The 21,394-nt window shown below is 70.9% G+C and carries 22 protein-coding genes and 1 pseudogene; 14 read left to right on the forward strand and 9 right to left on the reverse strand.

Going from position 1 to position 21,394, the window contains the following annotated elements; translation table 11 throughout:
- Positions 1-278: 278 nt before the first annotated feature.
- The 7 genes and pseudogenes from ACIBTV_RS30720 to ACIBTV_RS30750 all read right to left on the reverse strand — a co-directional run.
- Positions 279-478, reverse strand: a pseudogene (locus ACIBTV_RS30720) (transposase); the annotation flags it as partial.
- 32 nt (positions 479-510) lie between these two features.
- Positions 511-1,584, reverse strand: coding sequence for an MFS transporter (locus ACIBTV_RS30725; RefSeq protein ID WP_396710575.1), 1,074 nt, complete (start codon positions 1,582-1,584; stop codon positions 511-513).
- 191 nt (positions 1,585-1,775) lie between these two features.
- A complete protein-coding gene (locus ACIBTV_RS30730; protein ID WP_396710577.1) occupies positions 1,776-2,300 on the reverse strand; it encodes a MarR family winged helix-turn-helix transcriptional regulator in 525 nt (174 codons plus the stop codon).
- Between the two features lie 35 nt (positions 2,301-2,335).
- A complete protein-coding gene (locus ACIBTV_RS30735) occupies positions 2,336-2,836 on the reverse strand; it encodes a DoxX family protein (protein WP_396710579.1) in 501 nt (166 codons plus the stop codon).
- Positions 2,837-2,887: 51 nt separating this feature from the next.
- A complete protein-coding gene (locus tag ACIBTV_RS30740) occupies positions 2,888-4,762 on the reverse strand; it encodes an amidohydrolase (protein WP_396710582.1) in 1,875 nt (624 codons plus the stop codon).
- Between the two features lie 113 nt (positions 4,763-4,875).
- Positions 4,876-5,562 (reverse strand): YoaK family protein, encoded by a 687-nt coding sequence (locus ACIBTV_RS30745; RefSeq protein ID WP_396710584.1) that lies wholly within the window; start codon positions 5,560-5,562, stop codon positions 4,876-4,878.
- Positions 5,563-5,690: 128 nt separating this feature from the next.
- Positions 5,691-6,353, reverse strand: a complete 663-nt coding sequence (locus ACIBTV_RS30750; protein WP_396710586.1) for a hydrolase — start codon at positions 6,351-6,353, stop codon at positions 5,691-5,693.
- Positions 6,354-6,868: 515 nt separating this feature from the next.
- Here ACIBTV_RS30750 and ACIBTV_RS30755 point away from each other — a divergent pair.
- The 12 genes from ACIBTV_RS30755 (at position 6,869) to ACIBTV_RS30810 (ending at position 18,391) form a co-directional block, all read left to right on the forward strand.
- Positions 6,869-7,288: a PPOX class F420-dependent oxidoreductase gene (locus ACIBTV_RS30755; protein ID WP_396710588.1), complete on the forward strand. Its 420-nt coding sequence runs from the start codon at positions 6,869-6,871 to the stop codon at positions 7,286-7,288.
- Positions 7,289-8,281: 993 nt separating this feature from the next.
- Complete coding sequence (locus ACIBTV_RS30760; protein WP_396710589.1) at positions 8,282-8,668, forward strand: hypothetical protein; 387 nt, start codon at positions 8,282-8,284, stop codon at positions 8,666-8,668.
- Positions 8,669-8,890: 222 nt separating this feature from the next.
- Positions 8,891-9,760: a DUF305 domain-containing protein gene (locus ACIBTV_RS30765; protein WP_396710612.1), complete on the forward strand. Its 870-nt coding sequence runs from the start codon at positions 8,891-8,893 to the stop codon at positions 9,758-9,760.
- Positions 9,761-10,154: 394 nt separating this feature from the next.
- Entirely contained in the window at positions 10,155-11,273 is a 1,119-nt protein-coding gene (locus ACIBTV_RS30770) for a hypothetical protein (RefSeq protein ID WP_396710591.1), read from the forward strand.
- Positions 11,260-13,527 carry a nitrate- and nitrite sensing domain-containing protein gene (locus tag ACIBTV_RS30775; protein ID WP_396710593.1) on the forward strand — a complete coding sequence of 756 codons (2,268 nt, stop codon included), beginning with the start codon at positions 11,260-11,262 and terminating at the stop codon, positions 13,525-13,527. The genes ACIBTV_RS30770 and ACIBTV_RS30775 overlap by 14 nt, the downstream gene beginning before the upstream one ends.
- Complete coding sequence (locus ACIBTV_RS30780; RefSeq protein WP_396710595.1) at positions 13,524-14,009, forward strand: roadblock/LC7 domain-containing protein; 486 nt, start codon at positions 13,524-13,526, stop codon at positions 14,007-14,009. The genes ACIBTV_RS30775 and ACIBTV_RS30780 overlap by 4 nt, the downstream gene beginning before the upstream one ends.
- Positions 14,006-14,479, forward strand: a complete 474-nt coding sequence (locus ACIBTV_RS30785; RefSeq protein WP_396710597.1) for a DUF742 domain-containing protein — start codon at positions 14,006-14,008, stop codon at positions 14,477-14,479. The genes ACIBTV_RS30780 and ACIBTV_RS30785 overlap by 4 nt, the downstream gene beginning before the upstream one ends.
- A gap of 86 nt (positions 14,480-14,565) precedes the next feature.
- On the forward strand, positions 14,566-15,420 hold the full coding sequence (locus ACIBTV_RS30790) for a hypothetical protein (RefSeq protein ID WP_396710599.1): 855 nt from the start codon (positions 14,566-14,568) through the stop codon (positions 15,418-15,420).
- Positions 15,421-15,590: 170 nt separating this feature from the next.
- Entirely contained in the window at positions 15,591-16,022 is a 432-nt protein-coding gene (locus ACIBTV_RS30795; RefSeq protein WP_396710600.1) for a YbaB/EbfC family nucleoid-associated protein, read from the forward strand.
- The gene (locus ACIBTV_RS30800; RefSeq protein WP_396710602.1) at positions 16,012-16,335 is read left to right on the forward strand and encodes a hypothetical protein; all 324 of its coding nucleotides are present in this window, start codon (positions 16,012-16,014) and stop codon (positions 16,333-16,335) included. The genes ACIBTV_RS30795 and ACIBTV_RS30800 overlap by 11 nt, the downstream gene beginning before the upstream one ends.
- Positions 16,332-18,080: a hypothetical protein gene (locus tag ACIBTV_RS30805; RefSeq protein WP_396710604.1), complete on the forward strand. Its 1,749-nt coding sequence runs from the start codon at positions 16,332-16,334 to the stop codon at positions 18,078-18,080. The genes ACIBTV_RS30800 and ACIBTV_RS30805 overlap by 4 nt, the downstream gene beginning before the upstream one ends.
- Before the next feature lie 41 nt (positions 18,081-18,121).
- A complete protein-coding gene (locus ACIBTV_RS30810; protein ID WP_396710606.1) occupies positions 18,122-18,391 on the forward strand; it encodes a hypothetical protein in 270 nt (89 codons plus the stop codon).
- Between the two features lie 115 nt (positions 18,392-18,506).
- Here the strand turns inward: ACIBTV_RS30810 and ACIBTV_RS30815 are convergent, their stop codons facing one another.
- The gene (locus tag ACIBTV_RS30815; protein ID WP_396710614.1) at positions 18,507-18,713 is read right to left on the reverse strand and encodes a hypothetical protein; all 207 of its coding nucleotides are present in this window, start codon (positions 18,711-18,713) and stop codon (positions 18,507-18,509) included.
- Positions 18,714-18,722: 9 nt separating this feature from the next.
- Positions 18,723-19,301, reverse strand: coding sequence for a maleylpyruvate isomerase N-terminal domain-containing protein (locus tag ACIBTV_RS30820; protein ID WP_396710608.1), 579 nt, complete (start codon positions 19,299-19,301; stop codon positions 18,723-18,725).
- A gap of 223 nt (positions 19,302-19,524) precedes the next feature.
- Between ACIBTV_RS30820 and ACIBTV_RS30825 the strand changes: the two genes are divergently transcribed.
- Positions 19,525-20,079 (forward strand): hypothetical protein, encoded by a 555-nt coding sequence (locus ACIBTV_RS30825; RefSeq protein ID WP_396710609.1) that lies wholly within the window; start codon positions 19,525-19,527, stop codon positions 20,077-20,079.
- Positions 20,080-20,089: 10 nt separating this feature from the next.
- On the forward strand, positions 20,090-21,199 hold the full coding sequence (locus ACIBTV_RS30830) for a PLP-dependent cysteine synthase family protein (RefSeq protein ID WP_396710610.1): 1,110 nt from the start codon (positions 20,090-20,092) through the stop codon (positions 21,197-21,199).
- Positions 21,200-21,394 lie beyond the last annotated feature (195 nt).

The raw sequence follows: 21,394 nt of genomic DNA on the forward strand, positions 1-21,394 counted from the left end.
GTCACCGATCACCTACGAGAAGAGCACCCGGCCAGCGCCAGCTACGCTGGCCCCGGCCGCATAACCCCCGTGTCCAGGATCAGGGGTCAAGCCCCAGCCGTTTCGCACAGGGCGTGTGGCACGGCCGATCGGGGCTCGCCACAAGCCCGGTGTCTGGGGGCGATCCGACGCACGAGCCCGGTGTCTCCGCTGCGGGTTGAGGTGGCGCTACTGCTAGTAGTGCATTGCATCCCGCGCCGGGCCCGGCGAGCGGCAACTTCGGGGCGATCAGCCTCGTAGACGGCGTGGTGGTCCCACGCCGTCGGGAGAAACAGCCGCCAGTCCAGGGGGCACGACGCGGTGTCGGTGACCGCGTGGACGTTCACCCGATCTGGCAGTTCGCTACCTTGCCCAACGTGCCGGATGACTGCCTGGCCACACCCGGCGAACTCTCGCCGTCCTTCGGAAAGCCGGTGTCGTCGACCACCCACGCCACCGGCTCGAATCAGCAGCTCGCCGACCCGCCCGCTATTAACGCAGGCGGGTCGCAATCCGGTCGGCCTCATCAGGGTCCAGGGGATAGGGGCTGCCGTACGCGATCGGGCCGGTGATGACGGCAGGGCCAGTGACCGGCGGCGAGCCATGCTCGGCGGCGAGCTGGCTCGCTGTGGGGTTGGGCTGCCCTGGTCGGGCCCGACCAGGGCTGTCCTCGGCGTGCCACAAGGTCAGGTCGTTGCCGAGCCTGGTGGATCGGATGTTCTCCGAGCCGAGAAGGCGGGCGACCTCCGGCACGAGATCCATCCCGAAGAAAGGTGTCGTCACCTGCTCGACGCCGTCGACGGTCACCAGCAGTAGCCTGCCTGCTCTGCCGCGTTCATTGGCCGTCCCGAGATCATCTGGCTGGCCTGTAGGGGCGGTCAGGGTCTGACTGGACGTGGCCGGAGGCTGAGCCGGTCGGGACGCGCGCAGTATCAGCACGATGATGCCGCTCACCGCAGTGGCCAGCAACGCCACCGCCCCGAACGGCAGAGCCAGCATGAAAGGCCACCGCCAACCGACCGCCCGCTGCAACAGCAGCCCAGCCACGGGCCCGAGACCCAACGCCAGCACCACCGCGCCGGCGACGAGTGCCGTCACCCACACGCGCCGTGCCGCGATATGGGCAACCAGCACGGCCGTGACGCCCCAGGCCAGACCGGCCCCGAACCCGTTCACTGCGCGGCCGAGTAGCAGCACACCGCTTCCCGAGGCCAGCATGGTCAGCAGCGATCCGAAAACCAGCAGCGCGACCGCGGGCAACGCGACGGCAGTCGGCCACCGCCGGCCGACCCGAGCGCCGACCAGAACCGCGAGTGCTGCCGGCAGTAGGAAAGCGACGAAGATCCAGAGGGCTGCCGAGGTTGGCAGGTCCATGTCCCGCTGGATCGCAACCCATTCCGGCCCGACCGGGACGGCGAGCAGGAAGGCACCTAGCGACGCGGCGAGTGTCGGCCCGATCAGCAGCCAGACTGGGCGGTGAGCGTGCTGTCGATCACCACCGATCACGGCGGGGCGTGGACCGTGCGGAGGAACCTGGTTGGCGGTGCTGGGGGAGGGTGCAGTCACCCCGGCAAATATACCGGCGCGGCCTTCTCTGGAGTGTCCGAGTAGGGGCACAGTCTCGCGTTTGGCGGCGACAGAGGGCGTCGGTCAGCCGGCGCTGCGCTCGCTCGTCTTGCTCGCCGCATCCCACGGACGAGGCATCCGAGTGTCGCAGCGACACCACGAACGGACGGCTCCGAGTCCGCGTTCTGCGGCTACTTCCCCGAATCCTCGTTGGCGTCGCGGAGCTTGCGCATCGTATCGGCCAGCGCGCCGAACCCCTCGGGTCCGATGGTGTCGAGCACCCGCTCACGCAGGGACTGCGTCGCGACCCGGGCGATCGCCTCGGCAGTCTCCTCGCCCTGATCGGTCAGTTCGAGATAGGTCACCCGACGGTCTTCCTCACACGCCACGCGCCGGGTCAGACCGGCTCCGCAGAGTCGGTCGGCGAGTTTGGTGAGCCCGCCACTGGACATTCCGGCCTCGCGTGCCAGGTGGGTCATCGGCATCCGGTGCTTGCCGGCGGTGAGCAGGCGCAGCAGCACCTCGGCAGGGCCTTGGCCCAGGTCGAAGAGCCCAGCCACCTCGCTCACGATGGCCTGGTGCGTGGCGTGGAAACCCTCCGCCACGAGCATCCATCCGTCGAGCAGGTCGTGCCGGATGCCCTGATCGCCGCCCTCGCCGCCCTGGCTGGTCGGGTCGAGAGCGGCGCTGCGGGGGTTGCTCGACTTCTTGTCCACGGCAGTCTCAACTCCAGTGCGAGCGCCGATGTTCCTCATGGCTCAGGATCGAGGCTAGGCCGTGCGAGGATCGCGCGGGTCATCAGCCCGCTGGCGAGGCCCAGCCCGACAGCTGCGGCGCTCCACCACGGGGCCCACGGAAGCAGCCCCCAGACCTGGTCGACGGACCAGCGGCCGGGACCGGTCAGCGCCAGCACAGCCGGCAGGATCAGCAGGATCAGGGGGTACTCGTACCCGTTGTGCTGCACCCAGAGCCCGTTGCGCCATTTCACGGTGATCGCCACGGTCATCACACCCGCGGCGATGGTCGCGGCCACGGGGGTGAGCGCCCCGGCGATGAGCAGCAGGCCCGCACCGATCTGCCCGAGGCCCGCGGCGGCCGCCGTGAGGCGCCCGCCGCGGAACCCGTCTGCCCGGAACTCCGCCGCCCCGCCCTCGATCCCGTCGCCGCCGAGGCGGTGGCTGATCTTCTGGATGCCGTGCCCGGCGAAGAGGAGGCCGATGACCAACCTCAGGATGAGCAAGCCGATGTCCATCTCAATCTCCTCGATCGCGTGCAGGCGGGTGGTGGTAGCGGGGCGGGCGGGTCAGAGCACGAAGCAGGTGTCGAAGATTTCCGGTGTGGCGGCCGGGGTGAAGCCACGCTGGGCGCGCCACTGCCGGTGCTGCTCGGACTCGGCGACGGCCTGACCGAGCAGTTCGGCCTGGCGTGCGCCCGAGATGCTGGGCTTCACGGTGGCCTGGTAGCCGCCGTAGTGCGCCACCGGGCTCCACTCCGGGCTGATCGTGGGCAGTTCGTCGTCCAGGCCCTCGTACTCGGCCGCGGCGTAGACGATGCGCCCGCCGGTGATGGTGAGCAGCGATTCGATGTGCGGGATGTCCTGCTCGGGGACGGTGAAGAAGTCATCGGAGAGGATGGCGAGATCACCGTAGAAGCCGGGCTTGAGGATGCCCTTGACGTCCTGCTCGCCGGTGAGCTTGGCGCCGGCCTGGGTGTACATGGTCAACGCGGTCTCCCGGCTGACACGGTTCTGCGGCGGATAGATCGTCAGGTCGCCGACGGTGCGGCCGGAGATCAGCCAGTGCAGCGCCACCCAGGGGTTGTAGGAGGAGACCCTGGTCGCGTCCGTGCCGGCGCCGACGATCAGTCCACGGTCCAGCATGGCGCGCACCGGCGGTGCCTCCGCCGCGGCGCCGGCGCCGTAGCGGCGTACGAACGCCTCGCCCTGGAACGACATCCGGTTCTGGATGGACATGGCGCCGCCGAGGGCGGCGATGCGGTCCAGGCTGTCGCGGGAGACGGTCTCCGCGTGGTCGAACAGCCAGCGGTTGCCGGCGGGGAAGAGCCCGTCGGCGGCGAGCTTCTCGAACACCGCCAGGTCCCGGCGGATCGTCTCGTCGTAGGTGGCGTGCAGCCGGAAACCCCAGCCGTTCTCCATCAGCAGCCGCACGGCCTTCTCGAAGCCCGCCTCGTAGTCGGGCGCGAGTTCGGGCCGAGGCTCGGTGAAGTTCTCGAAGTCGGCCGCCGACCAGGTCAGGTTCTCCCCGGCGCCGTTGAGCCGCAGCCACTCGTCGCCGTCGCCCGGCCGGACCATGCTGATCCAGCGCTGCAGGTCGTCGATCTCCTGTCCCGGCGTCTGCGGGAAGAGGTGGTAGGAGATGCGCAACGACAGCTGGCCGGCTCGGGCCAGGTCGATGACGGTGCTGTAGTTGTCGGGGAAGTTCTGGAAGCCCCCGGCCGCGTCGATGGCGGAGGTGAGGCCGAACCGGTTCAGTTCGCGCAGGAAGTGCCGGGTGGAGTTCTTCAGGTCCTCGCCCTGCAGGGTCGGTGCGGCGGCGAGGGTGGAGTACAGGATCAGTGCGCTCGGCGCGGCCAGGAGCATCCCGGTCGGCTCCCCGTTACGGCCGCGCACGATCTGCCCGCCCCTGGGGTCGGGGGTGGCCTTGGTGTAGCCGGCCGCCCGCAGTGCCGCCCTGTTCATCAGCGCGGACTGGTACAGGTGCAGCACGAACACCGGGGTGTCCGGCGCGGCCGCGTTGAGCTCGGCCAGGGTGGGCAGGCGCTTCTCGGCGAACTGGTCGGCCGACCATCCGCCGACCACCCGCACCCACTGCCCCTTCGGGGTGCGCGCGGCCTGCTCGCGCAGCATCGCCAGCGCCTGGCGCAGCGTGGGCACACCGTCCCAGCGCAGTTCCAGCACATAGTTCAGGCCGCCGCGGATCACGTGCAGGTGCGAGTCGTTCAGGCCGGGGATGACCCGGCGTCCCAGCGCGTCGACCACCCGGGTCTGGGTGCTGATCAGACCGGCGACGTCGGCGTCGTCGCCCACCAGGGTGACCTTGCCGTCCTTGATGGCGACCGCGCTGGCCTGCGGGCGAGCCGGATCACCGGTGTAGATCTTGGCGTTGCGGACGACGACATCGGCGACGTGGTTGGTGCTGACAGGAGGCAGCCCTGCCACCGGCATAGTAGCCATGAGAATCATCTCCAGTAAGCGCGTAGCGTTGAGAGGCGGAATGAGGGGTGGTGCGGCCGCGACGATCGCGACCGAGTGCGGGCCCGATCGGGACTGCGTCAGGTCGAGGTCGCGCGGCGGGGTACGAGCAGGGCCGCGATGCCGGTGCCGATCGTGCTGGCCAGCAGGGGCCAGCCAAGGCCCACGTGCCGTACGAGCACGGCGCCCCCGAAGGCGCCGGCCAGCATGGCCAGCACGGAGGCCAGTCGACGACCCGCACGCGGATTGGTGCCGCCCGCCGGCCGCGAGTCGGACGCCAGCCCGGTCAACGTGAGGGTCAGCACCGTCGTGGTCACGTCCGGCACGGCCAGCTTGCGTACCGTCCCGTTGCGCAGCCCCATGGCCAGCGCGGTCAGCGCGATGAGCGCGGTCACCGCCTGGCTCGTGGCGAAGGCGACCGCGGTCGCCGTGGCCAGCAGGACCATTTCGGAGACCAGGACCCACCGAAGCCGACGATGCGACGCACCGCCGCCCATGGCCACGTCCAGGCGCCCGGCGATCCCCGCCCCGACCAGGAAAGCGGCCAGTGACACCAGCGAGCCGAGCGTCGAGAAGCCGGGCGTGCCGGCGGCGGCGAAGCCGAGAATGACCACGTTGCCGGTCATGTTCGCGGTGAAAACGTGTCCCAGACCGATATAGCTGACGGCGTCGATGACACCGCTGACGCCCGTCGCGGTCATCAGAGCCGGCAGGAGCGGCTCACGACCGGCCGACGTACGCGGGGTCGACGGTTGGCTGTGGTTCACTGTCGTTTCCCTTGCCTGGATTCGGTCCGGCTGCTCCCACGGCGAGGTCCGGCGTGAGCCGGACCTCGCCGTGCGGGGGCCGTCGTCCAGCCCCGGGCAGATGCGCCCTGGGCTGGGCGGCTGCGGACTCAGCCGGCCGCGTGGGCGCCGATGACGGACTGGGCGTAGACCACGCCGAGGCCGTAGGCGCCGCCGTGCTCCTTGACGATGTCCATGACCGGCAGGTAGGTCTCGGCGCGGGCCCAGTCACGCTGCAGCTCAAGCAGCACCTGAATCCAGGTCACCGGCACCGCGCCGGCCTTGATCATGCGCTGGATGGCGTGCTCGTGTGCCTGCGGGGTGACCCCGCCGGACGCGTCGGCCACCACGTACACCTCGTAGCCCTGGCCGAGCGCGGACAGCACCGGAAGCACGATGCACACCTCGGTCCACAGACCCGAGATGATGATCTTCTTGCGGCCGGTGGCCTTGATCGCCTCGACGACCGCGCTGTCCTCCCAGGCGTTCATCGTGCTGCGGTCGATGATCTCCTGACCCGGAAAGACCTCGGCCAGCTGCGGCAGGATCGGGCCGGAGAACGACTCGGCGGCCACCGTGGTCAGCACCACCGGCACGTTGAACGCCTTCGCTGCCTTCGCGAGACCCACGGTGGCGTTGATGATCGCGTTGCGGTCGCCGCTGCCGGTCCCGAAGAACATCTGCGGTTGGTGGTCGACGAACAGCATCACCGAGTTGTCCGGAGTCAACAGGTCCGGACTGGGCGCGGCCTTGACGTTGGCGACGTCGAACATGACAGGTTCCCTTCTCTGCTCTGGTACGGGCTGGTGCACACCGCGGGCGCGTCGGAGCAGCCCCCGTAGGTGGCTCGTGGATGCCGGCACTGCGTCCTCCTTCGGTGTCCCGTCGGGGCGGTTATCCGTCCCGGGGGTAGCAACAATCTTCCTCAGAAGATATTTCCTCGGAAAATGTTGCGACGAGGAATGCCGCTGTGACTCGCGTCGCACAGCCCGGCGGTGCCGCTCCGCTCGACGGGCGCTGGCACCACGGCCAGGACCGTTCACGGTGGTGGTGGAGACGCCGTCCGGCCTGTCTGCCGGGCCTGGTCTGACGGCGGGCAGGCGGCGGGTCGGGTACGGGTGCGGCGGCTCGATGATCAGAAGGAGGAGCGGTTCATGCGCAGCCCGTCCGCGTCCGGAGGCCGGGATATCCGGACATGAACCGGACACCGCGCGACCGCCGTGTGGCGGCGGTCGGGACCTCCGGTGCGTAACGTGCAGGGTGGATGTCCGCCCGAGGAGGAGACTTCATGTCCAAGCCACCGCTTCCCGACGCCGCGATCGAGATGTTGCGGAAGCCGAACCCGGCCGTCATGACCACGCTTCGCGGCGGTGGTCAGCCGGTGTCTGCCCCCACCTGGTACCTGTGGGACGACGGTCGGATCCTGGTGAACATGGATGAGAGCCGCCGTCGGCTGGAGCACGTCCGCAATGACCCGCGGGTGTCCCTGAGCGTGTTGGACGAGGCCGGCTGGTACACGCACGTCAGCATCATCGGGCGCGTCGCCGAGCTGCGCCCGGACGAGGGCCTCGCCGACATCGACCGGCTGTCGCGGCACTACACGGGGCAGGCGTACCCGCGACGGGAACGTGCCCGGGTCAGCGCCCTGATCGAGATCGACCGCTGGCACGGCTGGGGTGCGCTCAAGGACAACAGCCAGGTCGGCTGACGCGGCGAACCCGCGGGCACACGCCGCCCCAGCAGACCGGCCTCACCCGCGCAGGTCTCGACATCGGCGAGGCCCTCGCCGCCGGCCGCGCGCTGGATCAGCCATCGCGTGCGGTCGCCGCTGACCTGCCGGCCGCGCGCCTGTTCCCACCGCCACCGCGACGTGTCCGGCGGCCCGGGGCTGACCGTGTTGACGGTGCGTAAGCGGGCGTAGGCACTCCGAGGCGCCCGGAGGCGCGCCACAGAGTCGGGAGCGGGCGAGATCCGTCGATCTCGCCCGCTGCCTACCGGGGGCGTGCATCAGCTCGCGGGTCGGCCGGTCCATCAGGGGCTCGGCGCCCACCGGCTCGCCCGTCTGGGCGAGCATGAAGCGTGCCGTGTACGCCACCGCACTGCGCGACGCGGCGGCGGAGTCCCGACGATCTCGAACGGGGCGGCGGGGGCGGCGGCGTTGTCGTATCCGTCGGACATCCGGTCACGCAGCTGCTCCGGCTGGTAGCCCAGCAGGGAGTTGCTCGGGATCGACCGGTACGGCGTCGGCTCCGGTGTCACCGTCACCGGTGTCGGCGTGGCCGTAGCCCCGGCGGTGACCAGCCTGCCGTCGCCCGCGACCGCGACGGGTGGCCGCGCGATGCCGCTGTGTTCCAGGGAGACCGGCAGCAGGCCGTCGAGCCAGGTGTTGACGTCCCGCGCTGTTGAGCGTGCACGGCGCGGTGGGGCGTCCGGGCACCAGATCCCGTCTCAGGTCATACAGGGTCCGACCCTGCTCCGCGGTTGCGCACGCCGGCGTATCGCTGTGCGACGGAACCAGTCGCCGGGTCCGGCGAAGGCAGAGGCCAGCCCGCACACGGAAAGGCTCGCTCCCTTTTGAACTGGAGCGAAGACGTGCGCGTCGTGTAGTCCGGGGTGTCGAGAGTCACGGCACGCCCCCGGCATGGCTGCCGCGTCGCGGCAGGTGTCCGGTGGTACCAGGTGTTCGAACAGAGAGGCCGTCATGGGTATCAGTCAGACTGTCAAGAGGGCGGCAGCGGGTGTGGCCGCCGCGGGGATGCTCACGGCGGCGACGCTCGCCGTAACGACCGGGCCGGCCGCTGCGGCGATGGGCAAGGGGCGTGTGCAGATCTGCGCCCAGGGCAACTACGCGGCCTACCTGTCATTCGAGGGCTCGCGGTATTCGACCTCCGTGCTTGCTGTTCCGGGTGCCTGCGTCAAGACCGATATCCCGACCAGTACGTATCAGATCGGTGTGAACGGCGTCTATAACTCTGGGGCGTCCTTCCGAATGGGCGCTTTTGTAGCCAGCTCCTCGGACGACCCGGGTTGGAAGGTCTACACGAAGGGCACCACGGCAGCGTGGTGGTGGTACGCCGACAGGAACTGATCGCTCGCCTCTCCTGGAGCCGCCAGTCGCCCGTTGACCGGCCGTCCTTCCCCGGGCAGGAGCCTGGGGAAGGACGGCCTGGTGCCACGTCCGTCGAATTGCTCCGAGCGGTTTGTGGGGACGTTGTTGATGTGGTCCGCGATGATCTTGCCCCGCCCATTGCTAGTCGAAGCTCCCGTTAATCGCACTTCCGACTGAAACGGAGTTTGATCGGTGCGCAGAATGCTCGCCTATCCACTGGCGACCCTCGGCGTCGTGGCCACGTCGCTGGCGGTTGCCTCGCCGGCCTCCGCCCACGGTTACATCTCGTCGCCGCCGAGCCGACAGGCGCTCTGCGCGTCCGGCCGGGTCGCCGGGTGCGGTCAGATCCAGTACGAGCCGCAGAGCGTCGCGGGCCCGCAGGGTCAGAGCACCTGCAACGCCGGCCGGGCTGACGTCGCGGAGCTGAACGACGACTTCCGTGGCTGGCCGGCGACCCCGGTCGGCACCTCGGTGACGTTCAACTGGGTGCTGACCGCGCAACACGCGACCAGCGCGGCTGCCGCCACAGTCGCTCGCCTGGCCGGCTGTACGGCTGAGTCCGAGCCACCGGCGCCGGCCCCTGATGCCACGGCGGTGGCCGACGGTACGTACAACGACACCGACGTCGCGTTCCTGCAGATGATGGTGGATCACCACGATCAAGGTCTGGAGCTGATGAAGGCCGGGCGCAGTCGCGCGACCGGCGAGGACGTCAGGATGCTGGCCGACGCGATGGAAGCAACCCAGGCCACGGAGTTGAGGACGATAACGGGTTGGCTCACCGGCTGGGGTAAGCCGGTGACCGTCGACCACGCCGCGACCATGCATGCCGACCACGGCGCGTTGCCGATCTCCGGCGTGGACGCGCAGGCTTCGCTGCGGGCCGCGGCTGACGACCAGTTCCGCACGACCTTCCTCAACCTGCTGATCGCTCACCAGCACAACGCCGTCGAGATGGCGAAGACGGAGCTGGGCGGCGGGGCCAACCCGCAGGTGAAGGAGCTGGCCAGCCGCGTCCACCAGTCCTACACCGAGCAGATCAAGCAACTCCTGATGCTTGTCTCCGCATGAGGTGCCCGGCTGCCCCGCCGGTGAGCGTGCCTGCCCCGTCGCGGTCTCAGCTCGGTGCGAAGATCTCGAAGAGCCGCATTCGGCGCTCGCGGTTCGTTTCGTCCGCGCTTTATCGGTGCGGTCGAAAACGTGATGGCCGGGACCGGGCCGTTCTCCTCGGGGCGCTCAAGAATCGCCCGCTGTCGGGTGGGCCGGGTGTCATGCCTTGGAAACTCCCTGCTTACCGGCCCCACATGTCGGTTCGGTATTACATAAGCCCATCCTCGGCTACCCGAGTAGCCGTTAACACCGGAGCAAGCGAACCTCAGTGTCGACCCAGAATCCATTGACGAAAACACCACCTTCCCGGCCACGTCGACGTTGGGCGTCCGCCTTCAGCAGAAGCCTTCCCCCGTTGTTCGCCGTCCTGCTGCTGGCGCCGATCGCGGTCCTGCTCCTACAGGCCCGCTCGACCGTCGACGAGGACCTGGTGCTGGTCCGGGGCGAACGGCACGGCGTCGAGTATCTGCGGGCTCTCAACCAGGTCACCGTGGCGTTGGTGGATGCGCAGTCCGCCGCCGTGACCGGAACGCCGGTCCCGGCCGGACCGCTCGACGAGGCGGCCGCAGCGATGGCCGCGATCGACGCCCGCATCGGCGCCGAGCTGTTGGCGCAGGAGCGGTGGGGCGGGCTCCAGGCGAAGATCGGGACGCTCGTCCAGCAGCGGCCCGCCTCCGCCCAGGAGGCCATGGTCGCGTACGGCGAGGCAGGCGAGCTGCTGCTGGAGCTCTACGCGAAGGTGCGGAAGGTCTCCGGGCTCGCCCGAGACCCGGAGAGCGGCTCCTACCATCTGCAGAACGCGTTGACCGCTGAGCTGCCGGATACGCTGGTGAACTTCGGCCGGGTGGCCGACCTCGCCGCTGTCACCGCGCTCAGCAACGGGGTGGAGCGCGACCGGGCCGTCGCGCAGCTCGGCGCCGCCCGCGCGGGCGCACATACATCCGGCCGGGACCTGATCGACGACCTGCTCGCCGCGGAGACCGAACACAGCGATCTGAGCGGTCAGGTGCCCGACGAGATCGACGCCCTCCAGCAGGCGTTGGAGACCCTGGGGGCCAGCCTGCGGTTCAGCACCGCCCCGGCCGCCGGCGGCGCCGGCGCCACCGGGCGGCAGCTCACCGTCGACGCCGCGAGCCTCGCCACCGCCCGGCGGATGGCTCAGGCCGCCGCGGTGAAGCTCGCCGATCTCATCGTCGCCGACCTGGACGGGCAGCTCGCCGCCCGGGAAGAGCACCTCGTCGGCCGGCACCGACTCGTCCTGGGCATGGCCGGTCTGGCCGCGCTGCTCGCGCTCGCCGCCGTGGGCACCGCGCTTCTCGCTCCGCTCGCGCAACGGGGTGACGCCGGGCCGGGCCGAGGCGCCGCATCGGCGCAGCGTCGACCGGCCGACGGGGCGGCCGCGCCGGCCGGCCACGACAGGGACGCCGCCCTCGACGGCGCCGCCGGAACAGGACCCGTCGATGCTCCTCGGTAGGCTGCGCATCCGCGGCAAACTGGCCGTCCTGCTCGTCGTTCCGCTGCTGAGCATGTCCGCGCTCGCCGTGCCCGTGCTCGCCGAACGCGTCCACGTCGCCGCTCGGGCGGACCGCAGCGCCCACGCGGCGCGCACGGCCGAGACGGTCAGCGGGGTGGTGCAGGAGCTGCAGGAAGAGCGGCTCCTCTCGGTCGGGTATCTGCTCGGCGTCACCGAGCGGGGCACCCTCGTGCGGCAGTCGACGGTGGTGTCCGACCGGATCGCCGACCTGCGGACGCGTCCCGCCGCCGATCTGCCCAAGCCGATCGTCACCCTGCTGGCCGGGGCCCAACGGCTGAACGCCACGAGGTCCGCGGTGCTCGCCCATCGCGTCAGCCCGGACGCGGTGATGACCGTTTTCACGGAGGTGATCACGTCCCTCATCGACGCGCCGCGAACGCTGGACGACGTGGACACCGCGACGCCGGCCGGGCGTCAGCTGGTCGCCCTCGACGCGGTGCTGCGCACCGATGAGCAGATCAACGCCGCGGGTACGCTGCTCGTCCTGGTCACCGCGGGGCAGAGCCGGACCGCGAACATGCGCTACATCGCGACGATGTCGGCGTTGCAGGTGGCCCTCGAACGTTTCCACGCCTTCGCCACGGTCGAGCAGGGTTCACTGCACCGGCTGATCAGTGTCGGCGCGATCGCCCGGACCGGCCGTGACTTCCTGGCCCTGGGCCCGGTCGACCCGGGACAAGCCGTCAAGGGGCTCTCCGTCGCCATGATCTTCCCGGCCGTGTCGTCGCTCGGCACGCTCGGCCAGTTCGTGACGAAGAAGCTCGTCGCGGACATCCTCTCCGAGGTCACCGCCCTGCAACGTCGTGCCCTCACCGGAGCGCTCACCGTCGCCGCGCTGGTGCTCGGCGTGCTCCTGCTGGTGATGTCCCTGAGTGTGGCGACGGCGCGGATGGTGGCGCTGCCGCTCACCCGGCTGACCCACTCCGCGCACCGGGTGGCGCGGGTCGCCGCGGCGGACCTGAAACGGATCGCCGACGACGAGACCGAGGCGGCGCACCCGGTGCGCCTCGACCACGTCGACGTGAGCAGCCGGGACGAGATCGGTGACCTGGCGCGCGCCTTCGACCGGGTCCAGCACACCGCGGCGCAGCTGGTGGAGCGGCAGACGGCGAGTCGACGCAACGTGGCACAGATGTTCGGGCACATCGGCCGTCGTACCCAGAACCTTGTCGGCCGGCAGATCGCGCTCATCGACCGGCTGGAGCAGCAGGAGAGCGATCCCGCCCGGCTGCGGGACCTGTACCAGCTCGACCACATCTCCAGTCGCCTGCGTCGCAACGCCAGCAGCCTGGTCGTCCTCTCCGGCTCGGACAGCTCCGAGGGTCACATGGCCCCGTTGCCGCTGGGTGACGTGGCTCGGCTCGCCCTCGGCGAGATCGAGAATTACGGCCGGGTCGACGTGCGGGTCGACAGCGACGTGCTGGTCTCGCCCGCTGTGATCGGTGACCTGGTGCTCGTCTTCGCGGAGCTGATGGAGAACGCCACGAGCTTCTCCCCACCGCACACCCGGGTCACCGTCGTGGCCCGCTGGGAGCCGGCCGGGGTCTGCATCTCCGTGATCGATCATGGCATCGGCATGCCGCCGCAGCGGCTCGCCGAGGAGAACGCCCGCTTCGTACGGCGGGAACGGCTCGAACTGGCACCGACCGAGTTCCTGGGGCTCTTCGTCGTCGGCCGGCTGACGCGGCGACACGGCTGGCAGGTGCGGTTGTCCCCGACTCCGGGCGGAGGCGTGACCGCGGACCTGGTCGTCGGCGTCGACGACCTGGTCGACGCGCCCACGCCGCACTCCGTCGACTCGGCGCTACCGCCAGCACCGGCCCCGCAGTCTGATGAGCCGGCTGGACCCTCGGCGTCCACCCACGCCGAGCAGACCGCCCAGCGGCTGGTCCCGGTGGACCTGGCCGTCGACTCCGCGCTGTTCGAGCGTGCCAGCCGGCTGCTCACCGACGGGCCCAGGTGGAACGCGTTCATCCCGGAGCGACAGACGTCGACCGGGCCGGGGCTGACGCAACGCATCCCGGGCGCAAGCCTGGCCGCGGCCGCGCCACCTTCGCCCGCGACCCCCGCAGTCCGTCCGGCCGAGGACCCGGCTCACGTTCGTGACCAGCTCCTGCAGTTCGAGGCCGGTGTGCGCCGTGCCCTGGATGGGAGCGCATCCATGCCCAGCGACAGAGAGGGTTCCGCACCATGAACGCATCAACCGTCCCGGACCGCCCCGCGTTCGACCCGCACGGCGTCGCCGTCGAGTTGAGCCCCGAGGCGAAGACGTTCAACTGGCTGCTCGACTCCTTCACCACCAGCACCGCCGGAGTCCGGGAGGCCGTCGCCGTCTCCTCCGACGGCCTGCTGATGGCGATGTCGGCCATCAAGGACCGGGCTGACGCCGAACGGCTCTCCGCGCTGACCGCGGGGATGACCAGCATGGCCATGAGCGCCGGTTCCTGGCGGTCGCTGGGCACGCTCAACCGGATCATCGTCGACCTGACCGACGGCTACCTGTTGGTCACCTCGGTCAGCGCCGGATCGATGCTCGGTGTCATCGCCGAACGCTCCGCGAACCTCGGGACGGTGGCGTACGAGATGACGCTCTTCGCCACCCGGGCGGGAAGCGCCCTGACGCCGCAGCTCATCGCGGAGCTGAAGAACGCCGTGCAGACCGACGGGGTGCGGTGAGTCAGAGCAACGCCGGGAGCGGGGCGGACACGGACACACCGTGGTCCGCCCGGCTCCGCCCCTATCTGCGGACGCCGACGCCCGACGCCCGAGCACTGCCACCGACGCCCGGGTCGACGCCCGCCTCGGCCCTGCGCCCCTTCGTCCTGACCACCGGACGGGTGGCGGAGGCGGACCGGACGATCAGCCTGGAGACCCAGGTGGTACGCGCGTCCCCGGGGCCGCCGGGGGAGGCGTCGCCGCTGTCGGCGCTGACCCCGGAGCAGCGCAGCATCCTGACGATCTGCGCCGAGCCGCTCTCCCTGGCGGAGATCTCCGCTCAACTGCGACTGCACCTGGGCGTGACGCGGGTCCTCGTCGGAGATCTGCTGACCGGCGGGCAGCTGAGCGTGCACAGCCACCGTCTCGACGAGTCCGCCGACCCCGACATTCTCCTGCGGGTGCTCGACGGCCTGCGCGCGCTCTGCTGAACGTCAGCCAACCCGATTGAACCCGGCAGCCGGGAGCCCCGTCGTACCCACCGAGTCAGCGAACGGATCTGCTGTCGAGGGGAGCAATGGGCACCGAGGTCGTCAACCCGGAAGGCCAGCCGGGGCACGAGGCGGAGCCGGTCGACGCGTTCCCGGACGACCCGGACGATCACGAGATTGATCGGTACCGTGGCTTCCGACGGGCGCGGACCAGCCGGCTGGGGACGCGCGAGCGGTGGCTGCTGGTAGCCAGCCTGCTCGGTGCGGCACTGGTACTGCTCATCGGCGTCGGCCCGCGATCCGCGGTGCCGTGGCAGCAGAAGGGGGCGCCAGCCTGGCCCGGCGCCGATCAGCCGGCCGAGCTGACGACGAGTCCGGGCGGGGTGCAGCCCGGGACGCCGACCCCCGTCGCCCCGTCGCCGGGCACGAGCGCCACGCCGACCCCGACGCCGTCACCCGGCGGCACACCCTCGCCCACCGTCTCCACCACGATCCGTCCGACGGCCACCGTCACTCCGGTGGTGACCCGTGCCGCCCCGACCTCCACCCGCCCGACCCAGCCGTTCACCCCGATGCTCATCCAGGCCGAGGATCCCCGCAACGAGCTGCGGGGCGGCGCCCAGGTGGTCGCGTGCGGGCGGTGCGACGCGGGCGCGCGGGTGCGCTACATCGGCGGACCCAACCAGCTGGTCGTACGCGCGACGATGCCGGTCGCGGGGGTGCGCACGGTGACCGTCACGTATGAAAGCGACGGCCGCCGGTCTCTGCTGATCCGCGTGAACAACGCCGCCCCGATGGTCCACTGGGTCAGCGGCGGGGGCGACTGGGAGATCCCGGCGACCTTCTCGTTCTCCACCTACCTGCCGGCCGGCCCGGTGGAGCTGACGTTCTATCAGGAGGCGGACCCGGCGCCGGACGTGGACAGCGTCGCGATCGGTTGACCCGGTAGCGGGGCCCGCACGCGGGGGATGCTGCCGTGGCCACCACCGCGACGGGTCTGACCGGCGACACGGGGCTGACCGTCCGAAGAGCGATGACGTACGGTGACTCGACCGGCCGCCTGCGCCGTTCGTTGGCGGCGGCCCGGCGGCCGTCACACGGGGGAGGTTTGATGGCGGAGTTTCCGATGGGGGAGTTCGGCGCGTCCACCGAGGAGTTCGTGGCGTCCTGGGCGGCGGGCATCTCCGCGCAGGCCGCCAAGACGCAGGCGCTGTCGGACCGGGTGGCGTCGATGTCGGCGACCGCCGAGGGCGCGCACGGCGCGGTGCGGGTGACCGTCGCCTCGACCGGCGCCATGACCGACCTGGTGCTCGACGACCGGGTGCTGCACTGGCGGGCGGACGAGATCGCCGCCGCGGTGCTGGCGGTGATGCGACAGGCGCAGGGCCGGCTCGCCGCGCAGGTCGCGGAGGCCGCGGCGGAGACCGTCGGCGCCGACTCCGAGACCGCCCGGGCCGTCGTCGGCAGCTACGCGACACGCTTCCCCGAGGTGCCCGAGGATGACGATCCCGGGTACGGCGGCTGGGGTGGCCGTGGGCGCTGAGGCACGCGGCTTCGAGGTCACCGCGACGGCGTTGACCGGGCACGCCCGCTCGGTGGGCCGGATCGCCGCCGAGGTCGGCACCGCCCACGACGCGGCGGCCCACGTCCGGGTGGGCGCCGACGCGTACGGGCAGCTGCCCGCCTGCCAGGCGATCCCGTTCCTGCTGGACTTCCTGCAGCAGCCGGCGGTGGAGGCGCTGGCTGCGGCGCAGGAGGCGCTGCACAGCGCCGCCCGAGCACTCGAGGACACAGTGGACGCCTACCACCGCACCGAGGCGAAGGTGTCCGCGTCCTTCCACCGGTTGCGGCCATGAGCACCGACGCGGCGAACCCGCTGATCGCGGCCCGGCAGGACACCACCACCGGATACAGCGGCATCGGCATCGTCGAGAGCCTCGTCGACCTGCGCAACGGCATCGAGAGCGGGTCGTGGATCGACCTGACCATCGGCGGCGTCGGCACGTCGATGGAGGTGCTGGTGACCTGCGTCGACCCGATCGGGTCGGTCGTCTCCTGGGGGGTCGCCTGGCTGATCGAGCACGTCAAGCCCCTCTCCGACGCGCTGGACTGGCTCGCCGGCGACCCGGACCAGATCACCGCGTACGCGCAGACCTGGCACAACGTCTCCCGGCACGTCGCCGGCCAGGCCACCGCCCTGTCCGAGGCGGTGCGCACCGAGCTCGCCACCTGGACCGGCCCCGCGTCCGAGGCGTACCGCCGCTACAGCGAGCAGCACCTGCGCCACCTCACCGGCATGGCGGACTCCGCCGACCTGATCGGCACCGTCGTCGAGGGCGCGGGCCTGCTCGTCGCCCTGGTCCGGGAGCTGGTGCGGGACCTGATCGCCGACTTCGTCTCGATCCTCGCCGTCCGGCTCTGGGAGTGGCTCGCCGAAGCCGGCCTCACCCTGGGCGCGGCGACCCCGTGGGTGGCCACGCAGGTCTCCGCGCTGGTCGCCAAGTGGGCCGCGAAGATCGGCGGGCTGCTGCTCGCCCTGGGCCGCAGCATCCAACGGCTGCGACCCATCCTGTCCAAGCTCGGCGAGCTGCTCGACACCCTGCGTGCGGCGCTGCACGGCCTGCGGCGTACGCCTGGCGGAGCCGACACCCCCGACCTGCCCGCGCCGGCCCCGCGGCCCGGCGGCTACCCCGACCCCGCCGGTGGCGGCCCGCAGCGACCGCCGTGGGCCGTGCCCGACGGGCCGCGCGGGGAGTCCGCGCCGGCCGGCGGCCCCGCGCAGAGCGGACCGTCGGGGGAGCCGACGCCCGACGCCGGTCCGGCGCACCCCGTCGACGAGCCCGCCGAACCCGACGGCGCCGACACGCCGGGGGCCGGGTCCCACACCGAGCCGGGCGTGCCCGATCATGCCAGCGAGGCCGAGCTGCGACTGCTCGGCAGGGAGGTGCAGAGCATGGTCGAGCTCGACCCCGGTGGGCACGTCAACGACGCCTACGACGTCACGTTCACCGACGGCACGCACGGCGTGTACAAGCCCAACGTGCCGGAGAACGAGTTCGTCCAGGTGCGCTCCACGATCCCCGAGAACCAGCTCGCCGCCCGGGAGGTCGCCGCCGCCCGACTCAACGAGGACCTCGGCTTCGACCTGGTGCCGACGACCGCCGCCTGGGACGGCCCGCACGGGCCCGGCTCGATGCAGGAGTTCGTGGAGGACGCCAGCCCCGGCCTTCCCGTCACCGACTACACGGTCCGCGAACGCGAGCAGATGGCGGTGCTGGACTACATCAGCGGCAACACCGACCGGCACATGGGTAACTACCTGACCGGCCCCGACGGTCGCCTGGTCGCCATCGACCACGGCTACTCGTTCCCCGAGTCGAACGCCGAACCGCTGCGCTCGGACTTCGTCCAGCAGCTGACCAACCAGCAGCTCAGCCCCGAGACGATGGCCCGGATCCAGGCCACCGACCCGGCCGTGCTGGCCGACCGGCTGCGCGCCACCGGGCTCAGCGAACAGGCGGTGGCCGGCGCCATGGACCGCTTCAACGAGGTGCGCAGCCGCGGCATGATCACCGGCGAGGCGTGGCGGGCGTTCCGCTAGCCCGCGACGACCGACGACCGTGGCACGACAAGGAGGTAGGCATGACCGAGCAGGCACCGACCCGGGTGGCGCTGTACACCTTCGCCCAGCACACCAGCCGGCGGGTGGCCGAGTTCCGCTGGCAACCGGGCCAGCCGGTGTCGCTGGACATCCTCGACCCGAAGTGGGGTGCCCTGGCGCGGGACTTCTACGACAACGGCGTGCCGGCCGGCGCGGAGCGGGTGCCCCCGCACGCCGGCCCGGACTTCATGCGGGCCCTGCTGCAGCGCTTTCGGATGAGCTACTACAAGTTCGTCGACGAGAGTGACTGAGCCGTCGGGCTTCACCGGTACGACCGCCTGATCCCGCTGAACCGCGATCCTGCAGGCGTTCCTGGTGCTGCACCGCGTCGAGAACGCGGCCTACGCAGGATAAGAGGGATCGTTGTTACACGGACGGGTCCCAGGCGATGAGCTGGTCGAAGATGCGACGATCGCCGTCCAGCTCCAGCTTCGGAGAATCCGGCGGTATGCGGCCGTAGAAGAACAGGACCAGGTCACTGGCCGTGCCCCGGGCGGAGACGTCGACCGTGTCCGGGTCATCGCTGGCAGCCGGCCCGCCGAGGCGGGTGGCCCAGGCGCCGTCGCGGGACAGCCGAAGGCGTCACGAGCGGCCCTCGGTGGCGTAGTACTCGACGACGGCGGGTTCGTGCGGCCAGGCGACATCCGTCGAGCAGAGGGTGAACTGGCAGTCGTCGAAACCGTCGAGGGCGACCTCGTCCGGCAGCGGCTCCGGGTTTCCCATGGTGAGTTGGACGTCGTAGGTGTGCACCGCGATCTCGGCGACCTGGCGCCGAGCCCATGCACCGGAGGTTTGCGGTGACTGCGAGTCACCCCACCACGTCCAACAACCGCGGTCTGGGCCGGCCTCGCGCAGCGCGCTCGTCAGTCGCTCGACGGACTCGGTCCACCAGGCCAGGAGAGCCTCGCGTTCCCGAGGCGCACCCGTGCCGTCCTCCCAAGCGGACTTCTCCGGGGGCGCGTCCGCAGGTCCTGCGGCGACGATGGCGGCCGACTTGCGGCGGCCCACGCCCACGTGTTGCACGAGATCGAACAGCGTCCGCCCGGGATGGGTCGGCACCGGCATGTCGAGGCTGGGCGCCGCAGCGACCGCGGCGCGGAAGGCGGTCGACCGTTCGTCGATCAGCCGCAGATGATCAGAGAACGTGAGAAGGTCATGCACCGCGGCTTTCTATCACTGTGCTCCGGCATCCGGACAGCGATTTCATAGCCGACGCGGCGGGCGCCGCGGCACTGGCGCGCCAGGGTTCCACCTGCCGTGACCCGCACCGTCACGATGAAAAAGGGTTGAATAGTTCATTCTCGACAATCAGCGCGCGGGCTCGCTGCTTTACAGCTGATGTCAAGGGCCTGCTAGGCTGGGGCGTGAGGGCGGAGGTGCACCGATGAACGGCGAACCGACAGGTGACCACGGCCTCGTGGACGGCAGGCCCGTGTGGGGCGAGGTGTCGACCGCAGTTCACGTGGCCATCGTCCGTCAGCTCGTGCGTGACGTCGGGGCGCGTCTGCTCGATCCGCTGGACCGGCTGCTGGGGATGGACGGCGACGACCCGCCCGCGTCCGAGGCGCTCCGCGCTCGGCTGCAGATCGCCGCCGAGGTGTGGGCGGCGCAGGTGCTCGGCCCGGACGAACGGCTCGCCGCGGAGACCGCCAGGCGCTTGGTCGCCGAGATCTACCAGTCCGGTGACGTCTTCGCGCCGCCGTTCGAGTGGTGGCGTACGCCGTTCGGGGCGCTCGTGGCGCGCCGGGTCGGCCATCCGGCCGCCGAGGCGGTCTCGCTGGCGGTGGCGAGTGCGATGCTCGGCATCACTCGGCAGGGCGTCCACGATCTTGTCAAGCGCGGCAAGCTGCGGCGGGACGAGGCGGGCGGCGGCGTCCTGGTGAGTTCGGTCCGGGATCGACTCACGCAGTTGTCGGACGTTTCATCCTGCAGGCGCTGATGGGATTCGGATGGCGCTGACGGGTCTTCCTCCGGAGTTCTCGAGAGACGATTGGGGCCGCCGAGCCACGGCTATTCTCGAAGCCGATAGGACGGTCGAGAAGGCGACGCCCCTGATTCGATTCTCCCCTGCCGGTGATTCGTCTGTGGCGATGTTTGTGAAGGACGAGTCGGTGCGCCCCACGGGCAGTGTCAAATACCGTTTCGCGCGCAGCCTCTTCCTGCACGCCCTCTCCCGCGGGGTCATCCAGCGGGGGACGCCGCTGGTGGAGGCGACCAGCGGGAACATGGCGGTCGCGGAGGCGCACTTCGCCCGGATGCTGGGGCTGCCGTTCACCGCGGTCGTACCGGGTAAGTCGTCGCCAGACCGCATCGCCCGGATCGTCGCGCATGGCGGGGCCGCCTACCGGGTCGATCCGCCGCTGGCCGTGTACGAGAACGCCGAGCGGCTGGCCGGCGAGTCGAACGGGCACTACCTGGACTGCCTGTCCTCGCTCGGGCCGGCCATCGACGCCGACCTCGACAACGGCGTGCCCGGCCTGCCCGACGAAATCCTGCGCGACTTCGCGGCCCAGGGTCAGCCGGAGCCCGCCTGGATCGTGACCGGCGCCGGCACCGGGGCCACCTCCCGGGCGATCGGCCGCCACCTACGGCGGCACGGGCACGCCACCCGGCTCGCGGTCGTCGACGCGGAGAATTCGGCGTATTTCCCTGGCTGGGCAACCGCGTGCCGGGACTACGCGACCGGGATGCCGTCGCGTATCGAGGGCATCGGGCGGCCGCGGATGGAGCCGGCCTTCGATCCGGACGTCGTCGATCTGATCATCCCGGTACCAGACGCCTCGAGCGTGGCCGCCATGCGATTTCTCGCCCGGGCAGGCGGCGTGGCCGCCGGACCGTCCACCGGCGCCTGCCTGTGGGGCGCGTGTCACCTGATGAACCGCCTGAGTCAGGCGGGCGAGTCGGGTGCGGTGGTCATCGTGGCGGCCGATGGTGCCGAGCCGTACCGTCGCTCCTACTACGACGACGAGTGGGTCGCCGGGAAGCGCTGGGACCTTACCGAGCCCACGCTGCGCTTGGAGCGTTTCATGCGGACCGGCTACTGGGACGGTTCCCGATGAGACCGGTGCCCGCGCCAGTCTGCTGAACGTTCAACCGGCAGAGGCTTCCGCGCGGGAAGCCCGTGTGAAGGAGACCGGGCGAGGCGTTGGGGGCTGTTACCTAGGGCGTGTCTCCTGGATCTTGGGTGCAGATTCGGCTATCCACGTCTGTCGTGAGTGGGCGGTTTGAACTGACCGAGGTCGAGTACGCGCGGA

The sequence above is a fragment of the Micromonospora sp. NPDC049366 genome, from assembly GCF_044466625.1.
Lineage (GTDB): Bacteria > Actinomycetota > Actinomycetes > Mycobacteriales > Micromonosporaceae > Micromonospora.